17 protein-coding genes and 3 pseudogenes are annotated in these 19,418 nt (G+C 41.6%); 10 read left to right on the top strand and 10 right to left on the bottom strand.

What is annotated here, in order from left to right; genetic code table 11:
* The first annotated feature begins 113 nt into the window (after positions 1 to 113).
* From A3712_RS21255 to fos, 3 genes are all read left to right on the top strand, one after another.
* On the top strand, positions 114 to 512 hold the full coding sequence (locus A3712_RS21255) for a DUF1090 domain-containing protein (protein WP_063524960.1): 399 nt from the start codon (positions 114 to 116) through the stop codon (positions 510 to 512).
* A 710-nt stretch (positions 513 to 1,222) separates the two neighbouring features.
* Entirely contained in the window at positions 1,223 to 2,806 is a 1,584-nt protein-coding gene (locus tag A3712_RS21245; protein ID WP_063524959.1) for an SgrR family transcriptional regulator, read from the top strand.
* Between the two features lie 72 nt (positions 2,807 to 2,878).
* Positions 2,879 to 3,277, top strand: coding sequence for a fosfomycin resistance glutathione transferase (fos, locus tag A3712_RS21240; protein WP_063524986.1), 399 nt, complete (start codon positions 2,879 to 2,881; stop codon positions 3,275 to 3,277).
* Positions 3,278 to 3,417: 140 nt separating this feature from the next.
* Here fos and A3712_RS21235 read toward each other — a convergent pair.
* A pseudogene (locus tag A3712_RS21235) lies at positions 3,418 to 4,161 on the bottom strand (LysR substrate-binding domain-containing protein); the annotation flags it as partial.
* A 106-nt stretch (positions 4,162 to 4,267) separates the two neighbouring features.
* Positions 4,268 to 5,392 carry a DUF481 domain-containing protein gene (locus tag A3712_RS21230; protein WP_063524958.1) on the bottom strand — a complete coding sequence of 375 codons (1,125 nt, stop codon included), beginning with the start codon at positions 5,390 to 5,392 and terminating at the stop codon, positions 4,268 to 4,270.
* Between the two features lie 258 nt (positions 5,393 to 5,650).
* Here A3712_RS21230 and A3712_RS21225 point away from each other — a divergent pair.
* Positions 5,651 to 6,845, top strand: a pseudogene (locus tag A3712_RS21225) (IS91 family transposase).
* A 146-nt stretch (positions 6,846 to 6,991) separates the two neighbouring features.
* Positions 6,992 to 7,364: pseudogene (locus tag A3712_RS21220) on the top strand (VOC family protein).
* A gap of 139 nt (positions 7,365 to 7,503) precedes the next feature.
* Here the strand turns inward: A3712_RS21220 and A3712_RS21215 are convergent.
* Positions 7,504 to 8,448: a LysR substrate-binding domain-containing protein gene (locus tag A3712_RS21215; RefSeq protein ID WP_063524957.1), complete on the bottom strand. Its 945-nt coding sequence runs from the start codon at positions 8,446 to 8,448 to the stop codon at positions 7,504 to 7,506.
* Between the two features lie 120 nt (positions 8,449 to 8,568).
* Here A3712_RS21215 and add point away from each other — a divergent pair, with 120 nt between their 5' ends.
* Together add and A3712_RS21205 are read left to right on the top strand one after the other, a co-directional pair.
* Positions 8,569 to 9,567, top strand: a complete 999-nt coding sequence (gene add, locus A3712_RS21210) for an adenosine deaminase (RefSeq protein WP_008216037.1) — start codon at positions 8,569 to 8,571, stop codon at positions 9,565 to 9,567.
* Between the two features lie 151 nt (positions 9,568 to 9,718).
* The gene (locus tag A3712_RS21205) at positions 9,719 to 10,291 is read left to right on the top strand and encodes a sugar O-acetyltransferase (RefSeq protein ID WP_063524956.1); all 573 of its coding nucleotides are present in this window, start codon (positions 9,719 to 9,721) and stop codon (positions 10,289 to 10,291) included.
* A gap of 50 nt (positions 10,292 to 10,341) precedes the next feature.
* On the opposite strand, the gene A3712_RS21200 is transcribed toward A3712_RS21205, so the two are convergent.
* The 3 genes from A3712_RS21200 to A3712_RS28465 all read right to left on the bottom strand — a co-directional run bounded on the left by A3712_RS21200 (position 10,342) and on the right by A3712_RS28465 (position 11,612).
* Entirely contained in the window at positions 10,342 to 10,548 is a 207-nt protein-coding gene (locus A3712_RS21200; RefSeq protein ID WP_063524955.1) for a hypothetical protein, read from the bottom strand.
* Positions 10,549 to 10,907: 359 nt separating this feature from the next.
* Positions 10,908 to 11,447: a disulfide bond formation protein B gene (locus A3712_RS21195; protein ID WP_063524954.1), complete on the bottom strand. Its 540-nt coding sequence runs from the start codon at positions 11,445 to 11,447 to the stop codon at positions 10,908 to 10,910.
* Positions 11,448 to 11,456: 9 nt separating this feature from the next.
* Complete coding sequence (locus tag A3712_RS28465) at positions 11,457 to 11,612, bottom strand: DUF5993 family protein (RefSeq protein ID WP_004736852.1); 156 nt, start codon at positions 11,610 to 11,612, stop codon at positions 11,457 to 11,459.
* Positions 11,613 to 11,944: 332 nt separating this feature from the next.
* Here A3712_RS28465 and A3712_RS21190 point away from each other — a divergent pair, with 332 nt between their 5' ends.
* Entirely contained in the window at positions 11,945 to 14,206 is a 2,262-nt protein-coding gene (locus tag A3712_RS21190) for a hypothetical protein (RefSeq protein ID WP_063524953.1), read from the top strand.
* A gap of 90 nt (positions 14,207 to 14,296) precedes the next feature.
* On the opposite strand, the gene A3712_RS21185 is transcribed toward A3712_RS21190, so the two are convergent.
* The gene (locus A3712_RS21185; protein WP_017072477.1) at positions 14,297 to 14,557 is read right to left on the bottom strand and encodes a DUF5062 family protein; all 261 of its coding nucleotides are present in this window, start codon (positions 14,555 to 14,557) and stop codon (positions 14,297 to 14,299) included.
* A gap of 447 nt (positions 14,558 to 15,004) precedes the next feature.
* Between A3712_RS21185 and A3712_RS27040 the strand changes: the two genes are divergently transcribed.
* Positions 15,005 to 15,220: a hypothetical protein gene (locus tag A3712_RS27040; protein WP_082856289.1), complete on the top strand. Its 216-nt coding sequence runs from the start codon at positions 15,005 to 15,007 to the stop codon at positions 15,218 to 15,220.
* Positions 15,221 to 15,368: 148 nt separating this feature from the next.
* Here A3712_RS27040 and A3712_RS21180 read toward each other — a convergent pair whose 3' ends face one another.
* The gene (locus A3712_RS21180; RefSeq protein WP_063524985.1) at positions 15,369 to 15,800 is read right to left on the bottom strand and encodes a GNAT family N-acetyltransferase; all 432 of its coding nucleotides are present in this window, start codon (positions 15,798 to 15,800) and stop codon (positions 15,369 to 15,371) included.
* Positions 15,801 to 16,120: 320 nt separating this feature from the next.
* On the opposite strand from A3712_RS21180, the gene A3712_RS21175 reads away from it, so the two are divergent.
* Positions 16,121 to 17,233 carry a linear amide C-N hydrolase gene (locus A3712_RS21175; RefSeq protein ID WP_063524952.1) on the top strand — a complete coding sequence of 371 codons (1,113 nt, stop codon included), beginning with the start codon at positions 16,121 to 16,123 and terminating at the stop codon, positions 17,231 to 17,233.
* Positions 17,234 to 17,621: 388 nt separating this feature from the next.
* Here the strand turns inward: A3712_RS21175 and A3712_RS21170 are convergent, their stop codons facing one another.
* Both A3712_RS21170 and A3712_RS21165 read right to left on the bottom strand, forming a co-directional pair.
* On the bottom strand, positions 17,622 to 18,278 hold the full coding sequence (locus A3712_RS21170) for a Qnr family pentapeptide repeat protein (RefSeq protein ID WP_063524951.1): 657 nt from the start codon (positions 18,276 to 18,278) through the stop codon (positions 17,622 to 17,624).
* A 406-nt stretch (positions 18,279 to 18,684) separates the two neighbouring features.
* Positions 18,685 to 19,167: a MarR family winged helix-turn-helix transcriptional regulator gene (locus A3712_RS21165; protein ID WP_004736861.1), complete on the bottom strand. Its 483-nt coding sequence runs from the start codon at positions 19,165 to 19,167 to the stop codon at positions 18,685 to 18,687.
* Between the last annotated feature and the right edge of the window lie 251 nt (positions 19,168 to 19,418).

Here is a 19,418-nt window from a genome sequence, read left to right as displayed (position 1 = left end):
AGTCATTCTACACATAGACTTACCTTTAACACTCCTCTGCCATAAGCAATGCGTGCGGGTGTTAAGTTGCCATGAAACTAGGCTCAAACCATAGAACCAGAAGAAGGTAAATCATGAATCGACACCTAAAAGGCTCAATACTGCTCCTCAGTGCATTTTCTTTTAGCAGTATGGCAAGCACGACCTGCAACTCACTTACTGGCTGTGAGAAAAAGTTTTGTGAGATCGAGTATCAAATCGAACAAGCTAAGCAATACGACAATCAGTATAAAGTCGAGCGATTGACCACAGCACTGAAAGCAACGAAAGAGAACTGCACCAACGAAGCTTTGAAAGATGAGCTTCGTGAAAAAATCGAATCAAATGAAGAAGATTTGGCTGAATACCAAGCCGACTTGGAAAAAGCCAAACAAGACAACAGATCGGACAAAATTAAAAAGTATCAGCGCAAGATAGAAAAAGAGCAGCGTAAAATTGATGACTTAAAGCAAGAACTATCTGAGATCCCTTAAATCAAATTCGCGTACATCGTAGCGGTTTCAATTAAAAACAAAAATGGTCTTACTCATTCGTAAGACCATTCACAAAAAACGGCTATAAATCTGCGACAACCTAATTGCCTCTCCATTCAATATTGATATTCGAGTACGCCAAACGGATATTCGTTATGAAGTTTTACAAGCTCAGTGGTAGCTAAGGAACCTTTATAGCTGAAGCCATATTTAAACCTGAAAAAATGCAACCACTACCACCATCAAAAAGTAATTCAATCTACTCACATATGGTTGCACAACGTTAAGAAGCTCGAGTTATGCTAAACCATTACCATTGATATATGTCAGATTTATCACTTGTAACACACAACGTTTACACTCAGCACCCGCGAACTATGTGTATTAGCAACGACTCTTTAGTTAGTAAAACAGGAACAAACTCTATAAGTGTTCCGGTTTTGTCTTCCTGAAATCATTTAGCCTGTCTATGCTTTCATTCATACAGGTAAAAAAGATGACAACTTATGACTACATTGCAAAGTTCATTCGATCAACTTATCCGCACGAGAGAACGCGGGGATTGCTGGCTCGGATTTTCTATATGACACCAGCGCAAAGAGTGCAAAGGCTCAATGAAATATTTGACACTAACAAGTTTTGGGAGGATACACGAGAGAGTCATACTCGAATGACTCAACGAGAAAAGTCCAATGATACTGCGAAAATAAATGAATAAACGTAAACTAGAATTATACGAGGACCTGTTTCAAAAAATGGGTCCCGGCACTAATAAGGTGACTATTGAACAGATCGCTACCGCCTTTATGTGCAGTGAAAGGCATACCCGAACTCTACTTAAACAAATGTCCGAAATGAATTGGCTGACTTGGGCTCCAGCTAGAGGACGAGGCAAAAGAGGGCAACTTAACTGCGTCGTAGAACCAATCGATGCTTGTTACGCACAAGTAGATAAAGCTATAGACAGCGCAAAATATGAACAAGCACACCAATTAGTGAGCTTTAACAAACGGGATGCTGCAGTCGGATTAAAGCAATATTTGGAGCGAACATCTAGCCAAAATGATAGAACTATCTACGCTCCATTTCACAGAAAAATAGGACCACTACACCCTCACAAATCTATAGAGCGAACTGAAAGACATCTAATTCATGAAGTTTTTCAGACTTTAGTCACCTATGACGGGTCAGAGCTTATAGGAGATCTTGCGCATCACTGGGAAAGTGATAAAGGCCATATGAATTGGACTTTTCACCTAAGATCCTCAGCAATTTTTCATGATCAATCAGCCGTAACAGCGATAGATGTTGTTGAAAGCTTAAAAGCCTTGTCTCTATCTGTGTACTGGCAAAGGTTATACGATCATATTAGCGACATAGAAATAGCTTCGTTGCATTGCATTATTATCAGGTTGACAACCAAAGACCCTAGCCTACCTCTGTTGTTGTCCAGAGCTGAAACAGCAATTATGCCTAAACATAGTATTTATCAGCCGGACATGAGTTACTTGCCCATAGGATCTGGGCCATTTCTTGTTGAGGTTAACTCAACTCGAGTTCTTAGGTTAGCACGAAATGACCAATACAGCGGCCACTGCGCATTAATTGAAAGGATTGAACTTTGGATTCATCCGGAATGGGAGCAAGACAAAAAGTGCGCTGAGAATTTCTTCTTTCTTGATGGTGATGAGAACAAATACAAAGTATCAACTAGTGATATTGGTTACTTTTTCATTTTACTTAATCATAGTGAGCTCCAAACCACTTCCATCAAAAATTCACTAATCAATTTATTTCAATGCAATGACCAATCATCATTTGAATGGCCATTTCCCATATCGTTCAGCTATGAGAACAACAATGAAAATCGCAACTTTGCTCGTAAGTTAATGAGTGCAAATTCATCCATAAATAAAAAGCCTATAGGTCGTCAGCATTCATACGGACGTGCTGTACCTAACCAAGACTTGGCTATTGGTGGGATTCGATTAGAGGGAGATCGAGTTACAAGCTTGTTTGCTTTTTTCAAGCTTTACCCTTTTTGGAGTAAAAATCTAACTTGGGAGCAGTATGATAATTTAGCTAACACTTTAAATACCATACGTAAAACTGAGTCCCCTACTCAAAAAGAAACCTTAATAAATGGCCTAATAACTGATCTCTACAACAATAATGTTCTTGCGATCTTCAAGTCAGAGAGTTTAACGCTAACGGTTCCATCTCGAGTAAGAAATGTCGAAATCAACTCTATTGGTTGGTGCGATTTTGCAAAACTTTGGGTAAATCCAGATTAAGTAGAGTATATTATGGTCATAAAATATTTATACGATTCATTAAGTTAGTGGGAGTGTTTAATGAAAAAAGCAATGATCTTAGGGCTTAATCATATCACCATTGCAGTCAGTGACTTGGAACGTTCTATTCGTTTCTATCGAGATACTTTGGGGTTTGCGGCTCATGCTAAATGGGACAAAGGAGCTTATCTTTCTGCGGGCGACCTCTGGTTTTGTCTTGCTCTGGATGAACCTTGCCCGAAAAGTGACTATACACACACAGCTTTTGATATTGCACCAGAAGAATTTGAAGCCTTTACAGAACGTGTTATTTCATCAGGCGCGACAGTTTTCAAAGAGAACAAAAGCGAAGGGAACTCACTCTATATTTTAGACCCTGATGGTCATAAACTGGAGATACACTCAGGCTCACTTACAAGTAGGCTAGAGGCACTTAAAGCGAAACCATACAGCGGACTCATTTGGCTTTAAGCACGATAAGCGTTTAAATACTCTTTAATTTAACGGCAGCCTAAAAAGGCAAATTCACTCAACTTATGCTCACAAACAGCTTCATCGAGCTGCCTGAAAAACATTTTATTGCGCTCAATAATCAGTAAATCAATAGCCTACTATTGAGAGTCTTTCGTCTTTTTAACAATCAGCTCTCGCAGCCAGCGATGACTAGGCTCAGGATCAAAGTAATGGTGCCACAATAAAAATAACCCTCCAGGTACAAAATCAATGGGAACTGGCTTCATCACAAGTTCACCGCTATCGATATAATCGCGCACCGAGTTGTATGGATAGCACATCAACAGGTCGCTCTGCTTACACAGTTTAATAGCACTAGTAATGTCAGATACGTTCGCGGCCTTGTTGATCTCTAACTGCTTAGCGTTAAGTACTTCCATCAATAACCAGTCGCCCGCTCCGCCCGTCACCAATTATATGTGTCGATACTTAGGAAAGGTATCGAGGTTCCACTCCTCTTTCAAAGCAGGGTGATCGTTACGCATCAAACAAACGGAATAATCCAAACACAACTCAACGTAATCCAATTCATCAGGGATACATTGCACATGGGTTGAAGCACGTTCATCTAATTCAAAAATACCGATACCAAAATCGACTTCGCGCTTGAGTAAACGCTTGAAACTATCACTACTCCACGTTGAGCTGTTGATGGTGATATGGGGGGCATCGGCAAGCGCGGTTGGCATAAATTGCGGATAAACCGCTGTGTAGGCGGTCTCAACAAGGTCTATAGTGAAAGTACGCTTACTCTCCTTAAGGTCAAACACCTCGGGGACGGTTAGCTTTTCTATTTGCAGCAAAATTTGGTGGTTCTTGGGCGCTAATACGAGTGCTTTGGGGTTGTGAGCGTCGTCTGCATACAGATTTTCTTTGGGAGGAATGGCTATCTCACTATCTGGAAATTCGCTCGAAGGTAAGGAATTTGAGTGATTCCTTACCTTTAAACTAAATTTCGTAGCTTAGACCAACAAACATTTTATAATCATCTTTTTCAGGTAATTTGCCATCTGAATCAGCGGTCGGATCAGATACATGCTCCCATATACCGTCAATGCTAAGATCTAGGTCGGCCACTAGATCAATATCAAACCCCACTTCATTGGTATGATGAATACCTCCTGATTCTTCATTTTCCCAATTCATACTATAGTCATAACTAAAGTCGATATTTTTGGTAAGTTCATAATCAAAACTTGAATCAAGTTTTAATGCACCACTGTTTTCGGTCAATGAGTTACCTTCGTTTACAGTAATGAATTTCGTATGAGTGTATGCAGGACCAGCAGTCACATCCCATTTTGTCGTTTCATCGGAGATAAAGAAGTAACCCACACCTATTGAAGCTATAACTTTATAATTTAAGTTTTTAAATTCATCTTTTTTAGCTTCAAGATCCAACGGCCTAAAGAAAAGTTTGTTATCGATATAAATATCGTAAGAACCTTTAATGCTTGAATTATTGGCGGTTTTTTCATTATTAGATTCTTTTTCTTCATGGCTAGCATTCAATTTAGTCCTTGAATCTACTGTATAAAGTACTGCGTCAATAGCCCCCTTAAGGGTAAGCTCATCAGTATTACCACTACTCATATCCATGCTTAACGTAAATTCTGTTTCCCACTGTTCTGAGCCCTTCTCTTTACCACGATATATGGACACAACTTCTGTTACGGGAAAAGAAACTTCTTGTTCAGCATTGGATAGGTAGAGCTGGTCATTACGAATAGACAAATAGCCATCGTAAATAGCACCATCTGATAATCGAATAGTAAAATAACTCGCAGTCTGAAGTTCTTGGATATTTCCGAGTTCGATTTCTTGACCGCCAAGATCATCACTGTCAAACTCAATTTCCTGCTTGTAGGAATTAGAATCCTTTTTAATCGTGCCGTTGAGTTCTCCTTTGATCACTTCTCCTGATTTGAGTTTTACCCAATCATCATTTTTCTCAAAGTAAACGGTTTGGCTATTAGGTTCTTCTCTTATTGGCTTATCAGCTTGCTCTTTCGCAAAAGCACTAGACTGCATAAAACAGATAGCAAAAAATAACGCCGTGGCTTGTAATTTCATATCAACTTATATAGTTATTTACCATCAGAGCCTCTATAATAAATATGTTTTTTATATTTTATTGTCATAAGTAAGAAAAAATAGTGTCAGTCTATCCTGCGGTTTTGTGTAACGGACTGCTAAACAAAGCCCCGCTAGGCATAGGTACTCACAAGGGCGGGATGAACCGGCGACGGCGGCGCCTGAGCGTCCTACGGCCGAAAACAAAGAAACTCAACCTACTAGGGTGCTTTACATGGATAGTTTATCCCATATCTCATGCATCCGAATAAGCCCATCAAACCACTCTTCAATGACAACGATAATTGGCTAAAATACCTCAATAAATATCGGGCAACACTCCGAACCGTCGTTATTGAAAACGTCACTAAGATGCTCGCTTGCAGTACCGCTGCTTTTAGCTCTAAAGAGTATCGATGCAGCCATGCCAACAGCACCCATCACAAATACATTCACCAAACGTGCAAATCTCGCTTTTGCAGCAGTTGTGGCATAAAAGCCACAGAGCGGTGGATACGAAAGCAACAACATGTCTTTCCTGAGTGTGAGTATCAACACGTTACGTTGACGCTCCCACACACGCTGTGGCCAATCTTTCGGGATAATCGTTTTCTTCTCAATCATCTCTTTAGCTGTGCAGCCAAAATCTTCTTAGGATGGGCAAAGCAACTCGATATTGATATTGGCGTGTTCTGTGCACTTCATCCCCACGGGAGAAAGTTGAATTGGAATGTGCACATCCACTTATCAGTCACGCGCGGGGGCTTATGTAAGAGGACCGGCCTGTGGAGGCCCATTTTCTTTAAAGCTAAGACCACTTAGAAGTGTTGGCGTACCGCCATCACTCCACTTCTCGGCTCCCAGTACGCAGAGTTAGCCTTAAGTGGAGAAGGCTGCCCTTTTATTCGCAATGAGCAAGATTGGTCCCGATTTTTTAACCAGCCAATATTGCGGTCGATGGAAGCTGCACTTTGCAAAGAAAACGGCCAACGTAACGCCCACCATGACTTACCTCGGACGATACCTAAAACGCCCAACCATATCAGCGTCTAGATTTCGACATGATTTTCAGGGAAGCTTAGTGACGTTTGATTATCTTAATCATAGGAATAGTCAGACAGAATCCCTCATTTTGAGTCCAGAAGCACTGATAGAGCGCATGATTGAGCATACTCCTGATAAGCACTTCAAAATAATTCGATACTTCGGTTTTCTATCAAACCGACGTCGTGGTGAGATACTCCCTAAGGTCTACGATGCCTTAGGCACCGTCCCTAAAGACGTACCTGAAATGCCCGGCTACGCCGCCATGTTGAAAGGATATGTGAAGGTTGATCCGTTTGAGTGCATTCTTTGTGGGCACCGTTTAACGTTTCTTCGCTTTAGGGCTGGGGAGCCGCTGTCAGAGCTGGTTCATCATGCTCTGGTTAAAGCCCAAATCAGGCCGGTTTAGGCATTTCATAGGATAAATGTATCTGAAATCGTGAAAACAGCGTGAAAGCGTTCAATTAACATCCGCATTTAGATTGTAGAGCAGAAGTTAGGTCTGTCAGCGATTTATTCTGACGTGAATTAGGCCGCGATCGTTCAAGGTAAGGAATCATTCAGATTCCTTACCTTGAACGTTCTATTCGTTTCTATCGAGATACTTTGGGGGTTGCGGCTCATACTAAATGGGACAAAGGAGCATATCTTTCTGCGGGCGACCTCTGGCTTTGTCTTGCTCTGGATGAACCTTGCCCGAAAAATGACTATACACACAGCTTTTGATATTGCACCAGAAGAATTTGAAGCCTTTACAGAACGTATTATTTCATCAGGCGCGACAGTTTTCAAAGAGAACAAAAGCGAAGGGAACTCACTCTATATTTTAGACCCTGATGGTCATAAACTGGAGATACACTCAGGCTCACTTACAAGTAGGTTAGAGGCACTTAAAGCGAAACCATACAGCGGACTCATTTGGCTTTAAGCACGATAAGCGTTTCAATACTCTTTAATTTAACGGCAGCCTAAAAGGCAAATTCACTCAACTTATGCTCACAAACAGCTTCATCGTGCTGCCTGAAAAACATTTTATTGCGCTCAATAATCAGTAAATCAATAACCTACTATTGAGAGTCTTGCGTCTTTTTAACAATCAGTTCTCGCAACCAGCGATGACTAGGCTCAGAATCAAAGTAATGGTGCCACAATAAAAATAACCCTCCAGGTACCAAATCAATGGGAACTGGCTTCATCATAAGTTCACCGCTATCGATATAATCGCGCACCGAGTTGTATGGATAGCACATCAAAAGGTCGCTCTGCTTACACAGTTTAATGGCACTAGTGATATCCGACACGTTCGCGGCCTTATTGATCTCTAACTGCTTAGCGTTAAGCACTTCCATCAACAACCAGTCGCCCGCTCCGCCCGTCACCAATTGTATGTGTCGATACTTAAGAAAGGTGTCGAGGTTCCACTCTTCTTGCAAAGCAGGGTGATCGTTACGCATCAAACAAACAGAATAATCCAAACACAGCTCAACGTAATCTAATTCATCCGGAATACATTGCACATGGGTTGAGGCGCGTTCATCTAATTCAAAAATACCGATACCAAAATCGACTTCGCGCTTGAGTAAACGCTTGAAACTATCACTACTCCACGTTGAGCTGTTGATGGTGATATAGGGGGCATCGGCAAGCGCTGTCGGCATAAATTGCGGATAAACCGCAGTGTAGGCGGTCTCAACGAGGTCTATAGTGAAAGTACGCTCACTCTCCTTAGGATCGAACACCTCAGGGACAGTTAGCTTTTCGATTTGCAGCAAAATTTGGTGGATCTTGGGCGCTAATACTAGTGCTTTTGGGGTTGGGAATAGCCCTTTAGACTCACGCTCAAATAGCGGGTCGTCAAACAAAACTCGGAGCTTAGTGAGTTGTTTGCTTACCGCAGATTGGCTCAAAAACAGTCGCTCTGCCGTTTTGCTCACGCTGCGTTCTTCAATCAGAACGTGTAAGCACAACAGTAAATTCATATCGCATTTAAGTAAGCTTTTAACATCGACCATGATATTCCCCAAGTTCAGGTTAATGATGATTATTTGTCACTTTAAATCATATCATGCTCTTGGTAAATTGAGCGCATGTGAGTTAACACACTCAAAGAATAATAGAATTAAGGAATACTCATGGATTTTCTAGCACTACCAAAGATTGACTTACACTGCCACCTAGACGGAAGTGTTCGCCCAGATACGATTATTGATCTAGCAAAGCAGTACAATATCGAACTGCCTGAAGACCGTGATGCGGTTGTTCAATCTCTAACAGTGCCTGAAGATTGCAAAAATCTAGATGAGTACCTAGCTTGTTTCAGCCTGCCACTAAAAGTGATGCAAACTGAAGAAGCGATTGAGCGTATCTCTTTTGAGCTTTACGAAGACGCAGCACTAGAAAACGTTAAGTACCTAGAAGTTCGTTTCGCACCAATCCTGCACGTGAATAAAGGCCTGTCTCTTGACGCGATCATTGCAAGTGCAGTGAAAGGCATGAAGCGTGCTGAAGAGAAATACGACATCAAGGGCAACTACATTATGTCTGTACTGCGTATGTTCCCTAAAGATTCAATCAAAGACGTGATCGATGCAGGTAAGCCATACCTTGGTAAGGGCGTCGTAGCATTTGATATTGCTGGCGGCGAAAAGCCAGGTTTCTGTGCTGAGTTCCCTGAATACACGCAATACGCTATCGAGCAAGGCTACCGAGTGACGGTTCACGCAGGTGAGCAATGGCACGGTCAAAACGTTTACGACGCTGTTACTATGCTGGACGCTGAGCGTATCGGCCACGGTGTTCACATCCAAGGTAACGAAGATGCATACAACATTGTGAAAGAGAAGCAGGTTGCGCTTGAAACTTGCCCAACAAGTAACGTTCAAACTAAATGTATCCACAAATTCAGCGACCACCCAATTTCTGAATTCAAGAAAGATGGCATCGTTGTGACAATCAATACAGATAACCGCACTGTGTCGAACACAACAATGACTAACGAAGTGAAACGCGTATGTGAAACTTTCGACCTAACGAAAGAAGATTACGCAGAAATCTACAAGTACTCTGTAGAAAGCGCATTTGCCTCAGACGAAGTAAAACAGCACCTAATGGGTTTTGTTGACCAAATCTAACGGTTAAAAGCGCCTTTTGCTGAAGAGCTGGGCGCACTTAACGCTAGTGCTTAAAGGCATAAAATAGGAAGAGAAAGGCTGACGCTTTTCTCTTTTTTTATGTCCATTTATCAGTACTCTGATACCAAGTTTGATTCGCAAGATATAAACCATGAACACAAAAACAGAACTCAAAAAAATGCTCTCTGGCGAGGTTTTTGACGGCGCCGACCGTGAAATTAGCCAAATGCGAGCTCATGCTAGTAAAGCCCTTTCAGACTTCAATCAATGTACAGACGATAGCCAACAGCCAAGTTTGCAAACAAACCTGTTTGGCAAGATTGGTAGCAGCATAGTGCGCCCCCCTTTTCACTGTGAGTTTGGTAAAACCATTGAGATAGGTGACAATACCTTCATCAACATGAATGTGGTCATGCTGGACGGTGCTAAAATCAAAATTGGCAACAATGTTTTAGTGGGGCCGAGCGTTCAGTTTTATACCGCTTCTCACTCTTTGGATCACCGAAGTCGTCGTCAGTGGGAAACCTTCTGTTTCCCTATTATCGTCGAAGATGATGTATGGATTGGTGGGAACTCGGTCATTAATCAAGATGTGACGATTGGCGCCCGCTCTGTTATCGCTGCCAACTCTGTCGTCAACAGTGATGTACCACCAGATTGTCTCTACGGCGGCACACCAGCCAAATTAATCCGGTATCTGAATCGAAAGAATGAAAACAAATAAACTCGCCAATAAAGCCTCTCGAAAGGCAATGCAATGACTGACGATCATACTCACTCAAACATATCCTCGTGATCGTGGATAGCACCTCTTACATCATCTTGAGTCAACACTCGTTTGTCTAAAACATGTTTAACTTGTTTACCCAAATCAACAAGCGCATCTCGATTTGCTTTAGTTTGGCGCTTACCTGCACTTCTGAGACAATAATTAAGCTCATGCTCTTCGCTGAAGTTCACTAGATCTCTATCTGCAGCCATACCTACCTCCTAATTACATTAAACTCAATTAGAAGTCTGGCCTGAAAATGGCTAAATTCAAGTATCAAGTTGACAAAAGAACAAAAAAACAACCAACCGTGGCGCTATCTACCTTGCTTCCCCGCCTTACCAAGGTAATCCACAATATGCTCAAAGTAACCGGGCATCCACAACACCTACCTCCCCCCTTCCTCAGATACAAAACAGGCAATCACCGTAATAGATATTTGTGTATTTATCCGAATTGTGAGGAACAATAGTAATGCTTACAAAGCACCGTAATGGAGTCACCCATAAACAACAAAGCCACAGCTGGCGCTGTGGCTCTCTTTTTCACTAAATAAACTGACACAGGACAGCTAGCTCAGTAGCCAATAACTAATAGGATTATCAGGGCACTGATAAGGTCCACATTCAACAAAGGTTGCAATGGCATTGAGGGCAACCACAACGATGGCTAATAAACACGCCACACGCCCCAAGTTACTCATCTTATAAGCTTCTTGCGACGGTTCTTTATTGGTCAGTATTAAAATGACGGCAACCGCTAATATGGTCGCAGCAAATAACACGAAAGCCCAAGTGTAATAGTGCATCCCAAAGATAGGACTACCATAGCCAGGCGTGCCTGGAATCACATGCAGCGATACCTGCCGTAGTGAGGTGGCGACACCATACAAGGCACCGATCAAAACAATGCCATAGTGACGAGGTTGAGGCCCATAAACCACATTCAACATAAAGCCAAACGCAACCATCACGAAACCGATGCGCTGCAATAAACACAGCGGGCAAGGCAACTCATGAAGAACAAACTGAAGGATAAAGCCTATCAACAGAACGGCAGTCATACCGAGTAGGCCAAGCGTATTTAGGAGCGTTAATTGATCTCGATTCATGTTAGCTCCTTACAATAAGATGGGTAATGAATCAGTCGCATGGTGATTAAACCAATACAACCCTAGGATCACGGAGCCCGCAAAAAAGCCATAAGCTGCAGTCTTTTTGTCGAAAAAAGCGCATAGCATAGCCACGAGTAATAGTAGAAACAGTAAAGACATCATAAGAGGTATTCCCTCGCTATTTATTAAGTCCAGTCATATTGAACGTCAAAATGAATATCCACACCTACGCCACAAACAGCATTCAAAATCGGCAAATTTATGGATTACGGATTAAAAATCATCAATTTAATACTTGTTAGTAAGCGTTAACCTGTCAAGTTTCCACCGCTAACAAAACGCTTCCGCCAATAGAAGATGCAAGTAACACGCCGAATCAATATAAGAATACGCACCTCAACATCAGGTATACGACGAAACGGAGCACAGATATTAAGATTAGCTACACTTACCAAACAGGGATAACACTTAATAGTAAATGGCAAGGGAACATAATGAAAACAACACGATTTTTCTCTGCCCTATTTCTTACCAGCCTTACCATTCCCAATATTATTTGGGCTAACTACGCGATCGTTCTGCCCGGTCAACATGAGCAAGGGAGTGATTTACAAGGCAATGAAATATCTGCCCACGATGTGATTGATTGGGAGCTCAACCATAGTGATTTGATATTTGGATCTAATGCTAACCAAAACCTTAAAACCAATATCCCGGCCGTTGGCTACATGTACAACCAAAAGTTAGAGTTGAACTCAGGTGTACTCGAAGACGAGATTAGAGAAATAGCAGAACGATACGACATCGATTACGAAGATTTCTTTTTACACTTTTCAGAAGACACAATCCTTGCAGAGCCAAACCCAACTCATGGCGAGAATACCCTGTTAAACCGCAAGCCCATGCTTGTGGGTTATACCACAGACGCAATGCACGCAGGTTTTGCCCTTTACCAAACACCACCCTGGGATGCCGATGTCTTTGAACATTTCCAACAAGGCGGTGCACTCTACCTTTATCACTCTGAAAAATTCGATAGTGTAAATTTTGAGTTTTCACGCTTTGCTCAAGGTGGTCACTTTTGGATTGAATACCCTTCTGAGATGAACGCAAACAATCAAGTCACTGCATGGTCTCATCTTGTTATAAGTGAAGATAACACCGAGAACATGACTCAAAACCAAGCGGTTAGCTGGCAAGTGCCCTCTAATTGGGTACGAGTAAACACTCATGACAGGAGTGGCAAGAGTTATGGTGGCGGGCAATTTTTTGGCTCCTCTTTTGTCCGTGATGGTGGCCGTTTATACGTAGTTAGAGTACGTTGGCAAGGTCAAGCCAATGATATTCGCCCCCGTTTAAGTCGCGTCCAGTTCACTGATAACTTTCCAAGATTAACTGAAGAGAATTTGCCACCAAAAGACTTGAAACTCAGTTCTAAAGAGACCAGCGAAAAACACGCTCCCAATCACCCCAAGAATTGGCGAAAAATTCGTGGCTTCGACCAATCGGCCGACCTTAACCAAGATAACTATTTGTCTCCTGCTGAGTACCAGAGTCGAAGCAACAAATCTGCCACCGCTCGATTTCGTTGGGAATCCCGTGTTATTCCTTTTGGTCGAATGTGGGACAAAAATTCGTCATGGTCGCTAACCAATCTGGCTAATCCCGGGCTATTGATGGCAATGGGTAGCTATTATGGTCAACAATGGAAAAAGCTAGGGCTCACAGGCGCCTATAACGATGACACCAATAAGCTCTTAGGTAAAAATCAATTTGATATTTACTCTGGGGGTAACATCTCTGAACTTGATGCTATCGCAGGCTCAACTGAAGCGGATAAACGCTATAAACAACAGTTTTCCACCTTTCTCAAGCGACTAACTGCCGTTAACGACAAACCGTACATTGGACTCAACATTGGAACGGCTAACCTCTATGGTCGAAATGGACAATCTCACCTCATAGATACAGGAAACCTGTATTTCAGAGAGCACTATATATTTCCGTCAACGGGCTTTAGCGGCTATGGCGGGCTCTCGAAGTTTTGGGATAACTCAGCACTCGCCTATTCAGGCTTGAAGGTTATTCAACAAGCCACTACGCGCTATGGACGAGTGCAATTCTTTGGGAACAACCAAGAAAATTGGCAACAAGACCAGTACTCAACTCTCGCTATCTATTACCTAAACCACCATCCCGAGCAAAGCTATTTCAACCAGTGGAACAGTGGTTACGTGTATGGGAGCAACAGCACCACCACAGATAATTTCTGGAAAGCTGACGTACCCAAAAATATAGCTTACCGACCCACACCACTGCTCAACATTGATCTTGGTGTGCCTTCAAGAGCCATACCAAAGGGCTTTCAACCACTTACACTAATGCTCTCAACCCGCACTCCACAACCTGAGGATTACATGATTGTTGGCAACGCGTCACAATCCCGCATCGATCACCCAGACCTACCGAATGGCAAGGTTTCACTATTACCTACTCATGCCTATTTCCTTTATCAATCAAATAAACAGGTTGTCGAAGGCGGCCCAGAAGACATGGTGATTGCCAGAGAGTTTGAGCATGGACGCGTTCTCTATCGCACCGATTTTTATGGGAAAAACGCTGACTTTTATACCGCAGAGAAAATTTCTATTCGATTAGACCCACCAATGAAGCCCGTAAGTGCGGATGGTAGAGTGGGAGAATATATAGATGAAGTGCAGATAGATGGTTACCAAGGTTTGATACTACTTTATTGAAGCATCTCGAACTTGAACTGATTACCATAAAATAAATAAACCTAGCAAATGGTTGCTAGGTTTCAAACATAAAAACGAATTACTCTTTGCTTACTTCAGAGGGTCGTTATCAGGCAATGCGTTGTGTATCCATAAAGCCAAGCGCTTCTTGATATTTGCACCGTCCAACTTACTATCTGGCAACGGAGTGATTTGATTAACTTCAACAAGAAATAGATAAACTGCCTTAACCTTGATTGGTTGAGATGAGTTCGGCAAATCGAAACCTTGCAACTTTGCCATTTTAAAACCGACTTCTAGAGCCTTCTTAACCAGCTTATCTTCATTCATGATCTTCGCGGTTTTCGACATATCATCTCCATCATCTTCGTAGAATGAACTTTGAGTATATCAAACCCAATCTACGACAAGATTACCGTGCTCTCAATTCGAACATTCTCTTTAATAAATTACACAAAACGATTCGCAGATCCGAAACCGCTACCCACACAATTTACATTCACAAGATAAATGCAAATGCGCGAACGATATTTTAACAAAAAACTCAATAAGTGAGATCTTCAGTCAAGAAACCAAAATTTTGCCGAATTTTAACTTACCAAGCTAAAGGATACAGAATACTATTATTTTTACTTTTATACTTTTAACCTTATAAAAAACAATAAATTACAGTGATTTAAATAGTTTTATACCACGCAGACTTAGATCATATTTACGGTCACCCGTAATGAAAAGTTATTTACAAAACACTCATTAAGAAAATAGAATAGACCCACTAATCTTGTACTGGTGTTAATAATGCGTTATCAATGGGCTTCATTCTGCCATAAAAATCCTATCCCCGGACGAATCGTTCATATCCTCGTTATCTTGATAGCATTAGCTTCTATCGTGGTTCCATTAATGACAAAAGATGCCATAACGATACTAATTTCACTTTGTGTTGCTTTGGTGTGTTTTGTGCTGTTTGTGTTCTTTGCCCTCGCCGACAAAATGCGTTCGGGTATGCACTAATCTAATTCGATATCGCAAAGCATTTATCTTTTTCATGCCATTATTAAATGATGGCTACTAGATACGGGAAAGCCCAAAGTTATTAGCTTTGGACTTTTTCTTATAGCGACTGTGGTTGATTACAACCGAGAAATACGACAACCGGGTCTTACAGCACCATATGCAGAATTGGAAATGGTTTTCCCATGTCATCAAGTGGTGAGCGCGATTCAATTTTGAACCCCATGTGCTGATAGAATCCTACCGCTTGTAGGTTTTGCTCATTCACGTCAACTTTGGTAGCTGCCAACTGCTCAATCGCATGTAGCAACAACACCGTTCCTACTCCCAGTCCTCGAACTTCATTCAAAACAAAAAGCATTTCAATCTTTGCTTCACGGACGCCCACGAAGCCAACAATCGAACCACTTTCATTTTTAACGCATTTCAAAGATACCGCAGGGAACGCATGTTCCATGATGATAGGTTTAAAAAACTCAATATCTTCTTCTGTAATAAAGTCATGAGTTGCTCGGACTGAATTCTCCCAAACCTTAAGCATTTCTGCATAATCTTCAGGAAACACATTTTCTATAGTCATAATTTTCTCTAGATTGAACTGAATATAAACATGTACAGTCGCGAAACCGTACATTAAACCTAAACTATTAAGTGATTCAACGCTGCTCATGAAGAGCTTTAACTTGTTGATGGCCAATTGAATAAGTATAAGCAAAGTTGCATAATAACAACCAAGCAAAAGGAATGCTTTAATTGCTCATCGCTATATGTGTTCTGAGAAATAAAAGTTGAATTAGCCACAAATCTGAAGAATGCAAAATTCTATCGGCCAATGACGTACATAGCGCATAACACCTAGTATTCAACACATACGAACTTATCTTTTAGGTTACTTAAGTCATGAAAAAACAATTATTAACACTCACCCTCGTTGCCACAACGGTTGGAGCCATTTCTGGTACAGCACAAGCTTGTACACGAGCTTTATATCACTCGGATACTTTAGATACGACGATGGTCACACGTTCAATGGACTGGGAAGGTTACGATCAAGGTGTTGTGCGCGGTGTACCGAGAGGAACTGTCCTTGATACACGTGCACCCACGGTATACGGTGTCGACCTAAACAAATCAGGGGGAGCCCATCAAATTTACAAGTCAAAACATGCCATGATTGAGATTGCAAGCTTCGACGCAGAGTTTGTCACAGAAGCAATCAACGAACATGGTGTTCTTGGTCAAATTCATTATCTCAATACAGACTGGCAAGATGAAAAAGCGCGAGTAAAAGGTAATCAAGACATCGATGGTCAGCGATTCGTGCAATACGTTATTGCGAATGCAAAAAGCCTTGATGAAGTAGAATCTATTATCAATAACACCAACATCCGTGACCAGAAGCTTGGTGGCGTACCTGGTCTGTATGATGCGAATACAACTGTAAACCACTTCTTGGCTCACTTCATTTTTGCTGATAACTCTGGTGAGACTATCCTTGTTGAAATGGTAAATGGTGAAAAGAAACTCTACCGAGGAACAGGTTCTTTAGATGTCATTTCAAACAACCCAACGTTTGATACTATGACAGAAATGGACAGAGAATTATTAAGTGAAAAGCGCTTCCCAACGGCCTCAATCAACTCTATAGATCGTCGTTATCGTGCTCAATACGCTCTTAAGGAAGTAAAAACGTATGAAGAGCGTTTTGGTATCCGCGACAACAAACAATTAAGTAATATTATTGAAGGTGTTGCTCATGAGATGCGTAGCGGATACACAAAATGGGACGTCGCCTATGACGCGAACTTTCCAACTTTATGGGTTTCGCAAGTAGACTTAAAGAATAAAACACTCAAGCTAGACCGGTGGGACACAGATCAAGTTGAGACATACGATTTCTCGATGTTTGATGTCAATGGTAAACAAGTGGTTGAATTGGGGCGTAACACGAACAAACGAGAAACTCAGCCTTGTACAAACATTAATAGAAACCAACCATTCTGTGCCATATAACTTTGACTACGCCACACTTAGTAAGGCTTCAATCTGCAGAAGAACGTGATTTAGCTTTGATGTTGGTTCAAACTGAGCCAAAGTCCGCGCAAAGGGCTATGATTACATAAAAGTACTCAATAGAATAAGAGCAAGGCACTTTCCTCTTAGAAAGTGCCTTGGGTCAATATTACGTGGACTATTCAAATCAACCTCGAAAGTCCACCCTCGACAAACACTAATCTTCCGCCCATACCGTATAAAGACTTTCCCAATTTAAATTAACACCTTACCTGAAATTCTCACAAGATAAGCCCATAGATAAAGCAGGTATAAACATGTGCAGCCGCGATGGTTAAAAGTGAGATAACCACCTTCCCTGTCAGATTTACTGATTTCTCTCGCCCTATTAATCAGGCATTACCACAATACCCATAGTTTCAAGCAGTTGCTCTTGTTGCCAAGCGACAATTTTAATACCCGATGTGTCAACCTTTCGAGGATCTAACCCCTCCAATTCAGCGTGGCACAAGTTTGCTCCCTTCATACTGAACTGTCCCCATACATCTTCAGAGAATACACCTCGGCTCAGATCCGACTCCTTTAATGACGCTCCTGCAAGGTAAGTCCCTATCCAACGGTTCTCAAACAGCTCACATTTTTCTAAACAAGCCTGTTCAAAGTTAGCATAAGACAAGTTACAGCCTGTGATATACGCTGAGCAAAAGTACATACGATTACTCACCTGGTTGGCAAAGTTTGTTCTCGTAAAATTAGCCCCTTTCAAGTCACATTCACGTAACTCAATCCCATAACAATTAGCGTTACTAAAATTCGCCATGGCGAGTTGGCAGTTCTGAAAACTTGCATCACGCAGGTCTGCGATACCAAAGTGACACCCTTCGATACCACCTTGTTCAATGAACTTACAATTGATAAAGGTCGTGTCACGTAGGTTACAACGCCTAAAGTCACAGCGAATGAAGGTACATGCTGTGAAAGTCATATCGGACAAATCTTGTTGAGCGAAATTGTGGTGATGATAAGTACTGTTATTAGTGTCCATTTAGCCCCCTAAAGAAAGTAAGCTAAGACTACCACTGAGATCTTCAGAAAACACCAAATTAAAAACCAACAAAAACAGCAACTTAAAGCACCCGTTTTTAGCTAATTTAAGGCACCAAATAAGCGATTTAAGAGGGCTTTTTCCAGTTAATAGAACGCGCTTATTTTGAAAAAAGTTTTGAGGCTTACAGAAAATTTTATAACGTAGCTGATCATCAAATAAAGATACGTGTCGAAAAATCAGTAAGCTTTAAATAGCCAGGAAACCTGGCTAACGAGGAGGGAAGTACAAGACTCAATGTTTCTGAGAAGTTAAAAACAAAATAGGTCAAGCTCACTACCGTGAAGGCCAACCGATTCAGAAGTACCGAGGGTTGAATTTAACTCGTGCTCTCAGGTTGTGTTATCTAGCTTTTCGCGATATTAGCAATACCTTCAAGTTGAAGAACTGGAGCGGCATCAATGTCTTCCGCGTTCATCATAGATGACACACGTTGCATCGAAGAAAGCAGCAAACTTTGTTCCCACGGTTCCAGATTTTGAAATTTGTTAACGAAGCTATCTTGTAGTGGTGGTGGCGCATTATTTAGCAGCTCTTGACCTTTTTCGGTCAAGTTTGCATGCACTTTACGACGGTCAGCAACACTACGGATACGCTGTACATAGCCATTCACCTCTAGACGATCAATGATCGTGGTGGTGGTCGCTTGGCTCACATTAGTGTGGTTAGACAATTCTTTGATCGTCACGTTGCCCATTTCTTGGATTGCTCTCATTAAGATTAATTGAGGGCCAGTCAAACCATACTCTTTACTCAGCTTCTTCGAATGTAAATCGATAGCGCGAATAATTTGGCGAATAGCGACCAGGATTTCGTCATGTTTGTCCAAGATGCAGACCTTTGTACTAATATACGGTGAATGTTTTCACAGTGCTCAAGCGATTAGAAGCTCCAACTAATAGAGCTAAAGTTGCTCAGGAATTACACTGTAAATTGATAAATTACTTCATTAATTTTTCCGCATTGTACTGATGTTCATACTATTCTCAATCTTTTCTATGCCTCTGAGTTTGAGCGTGACAACACTTTTGTACTTTGAGTACGGATATTCAGGTTTTTGGCGGCGAACCATCAAAGAAA

This window comes from Vibrio sp. HI00D65 (assembly GCF_001635455.1).
Classification (GTDB): Bacteria; Pseudomonadota; Gammaproteobacteria; order Enterobacterales; family Vibrionaceae; genus Vibrio.
Note: the sequence above shows the minus strand (reverse complement) of the source record. Positions and strands in the feature narration are given on the sequence as shown.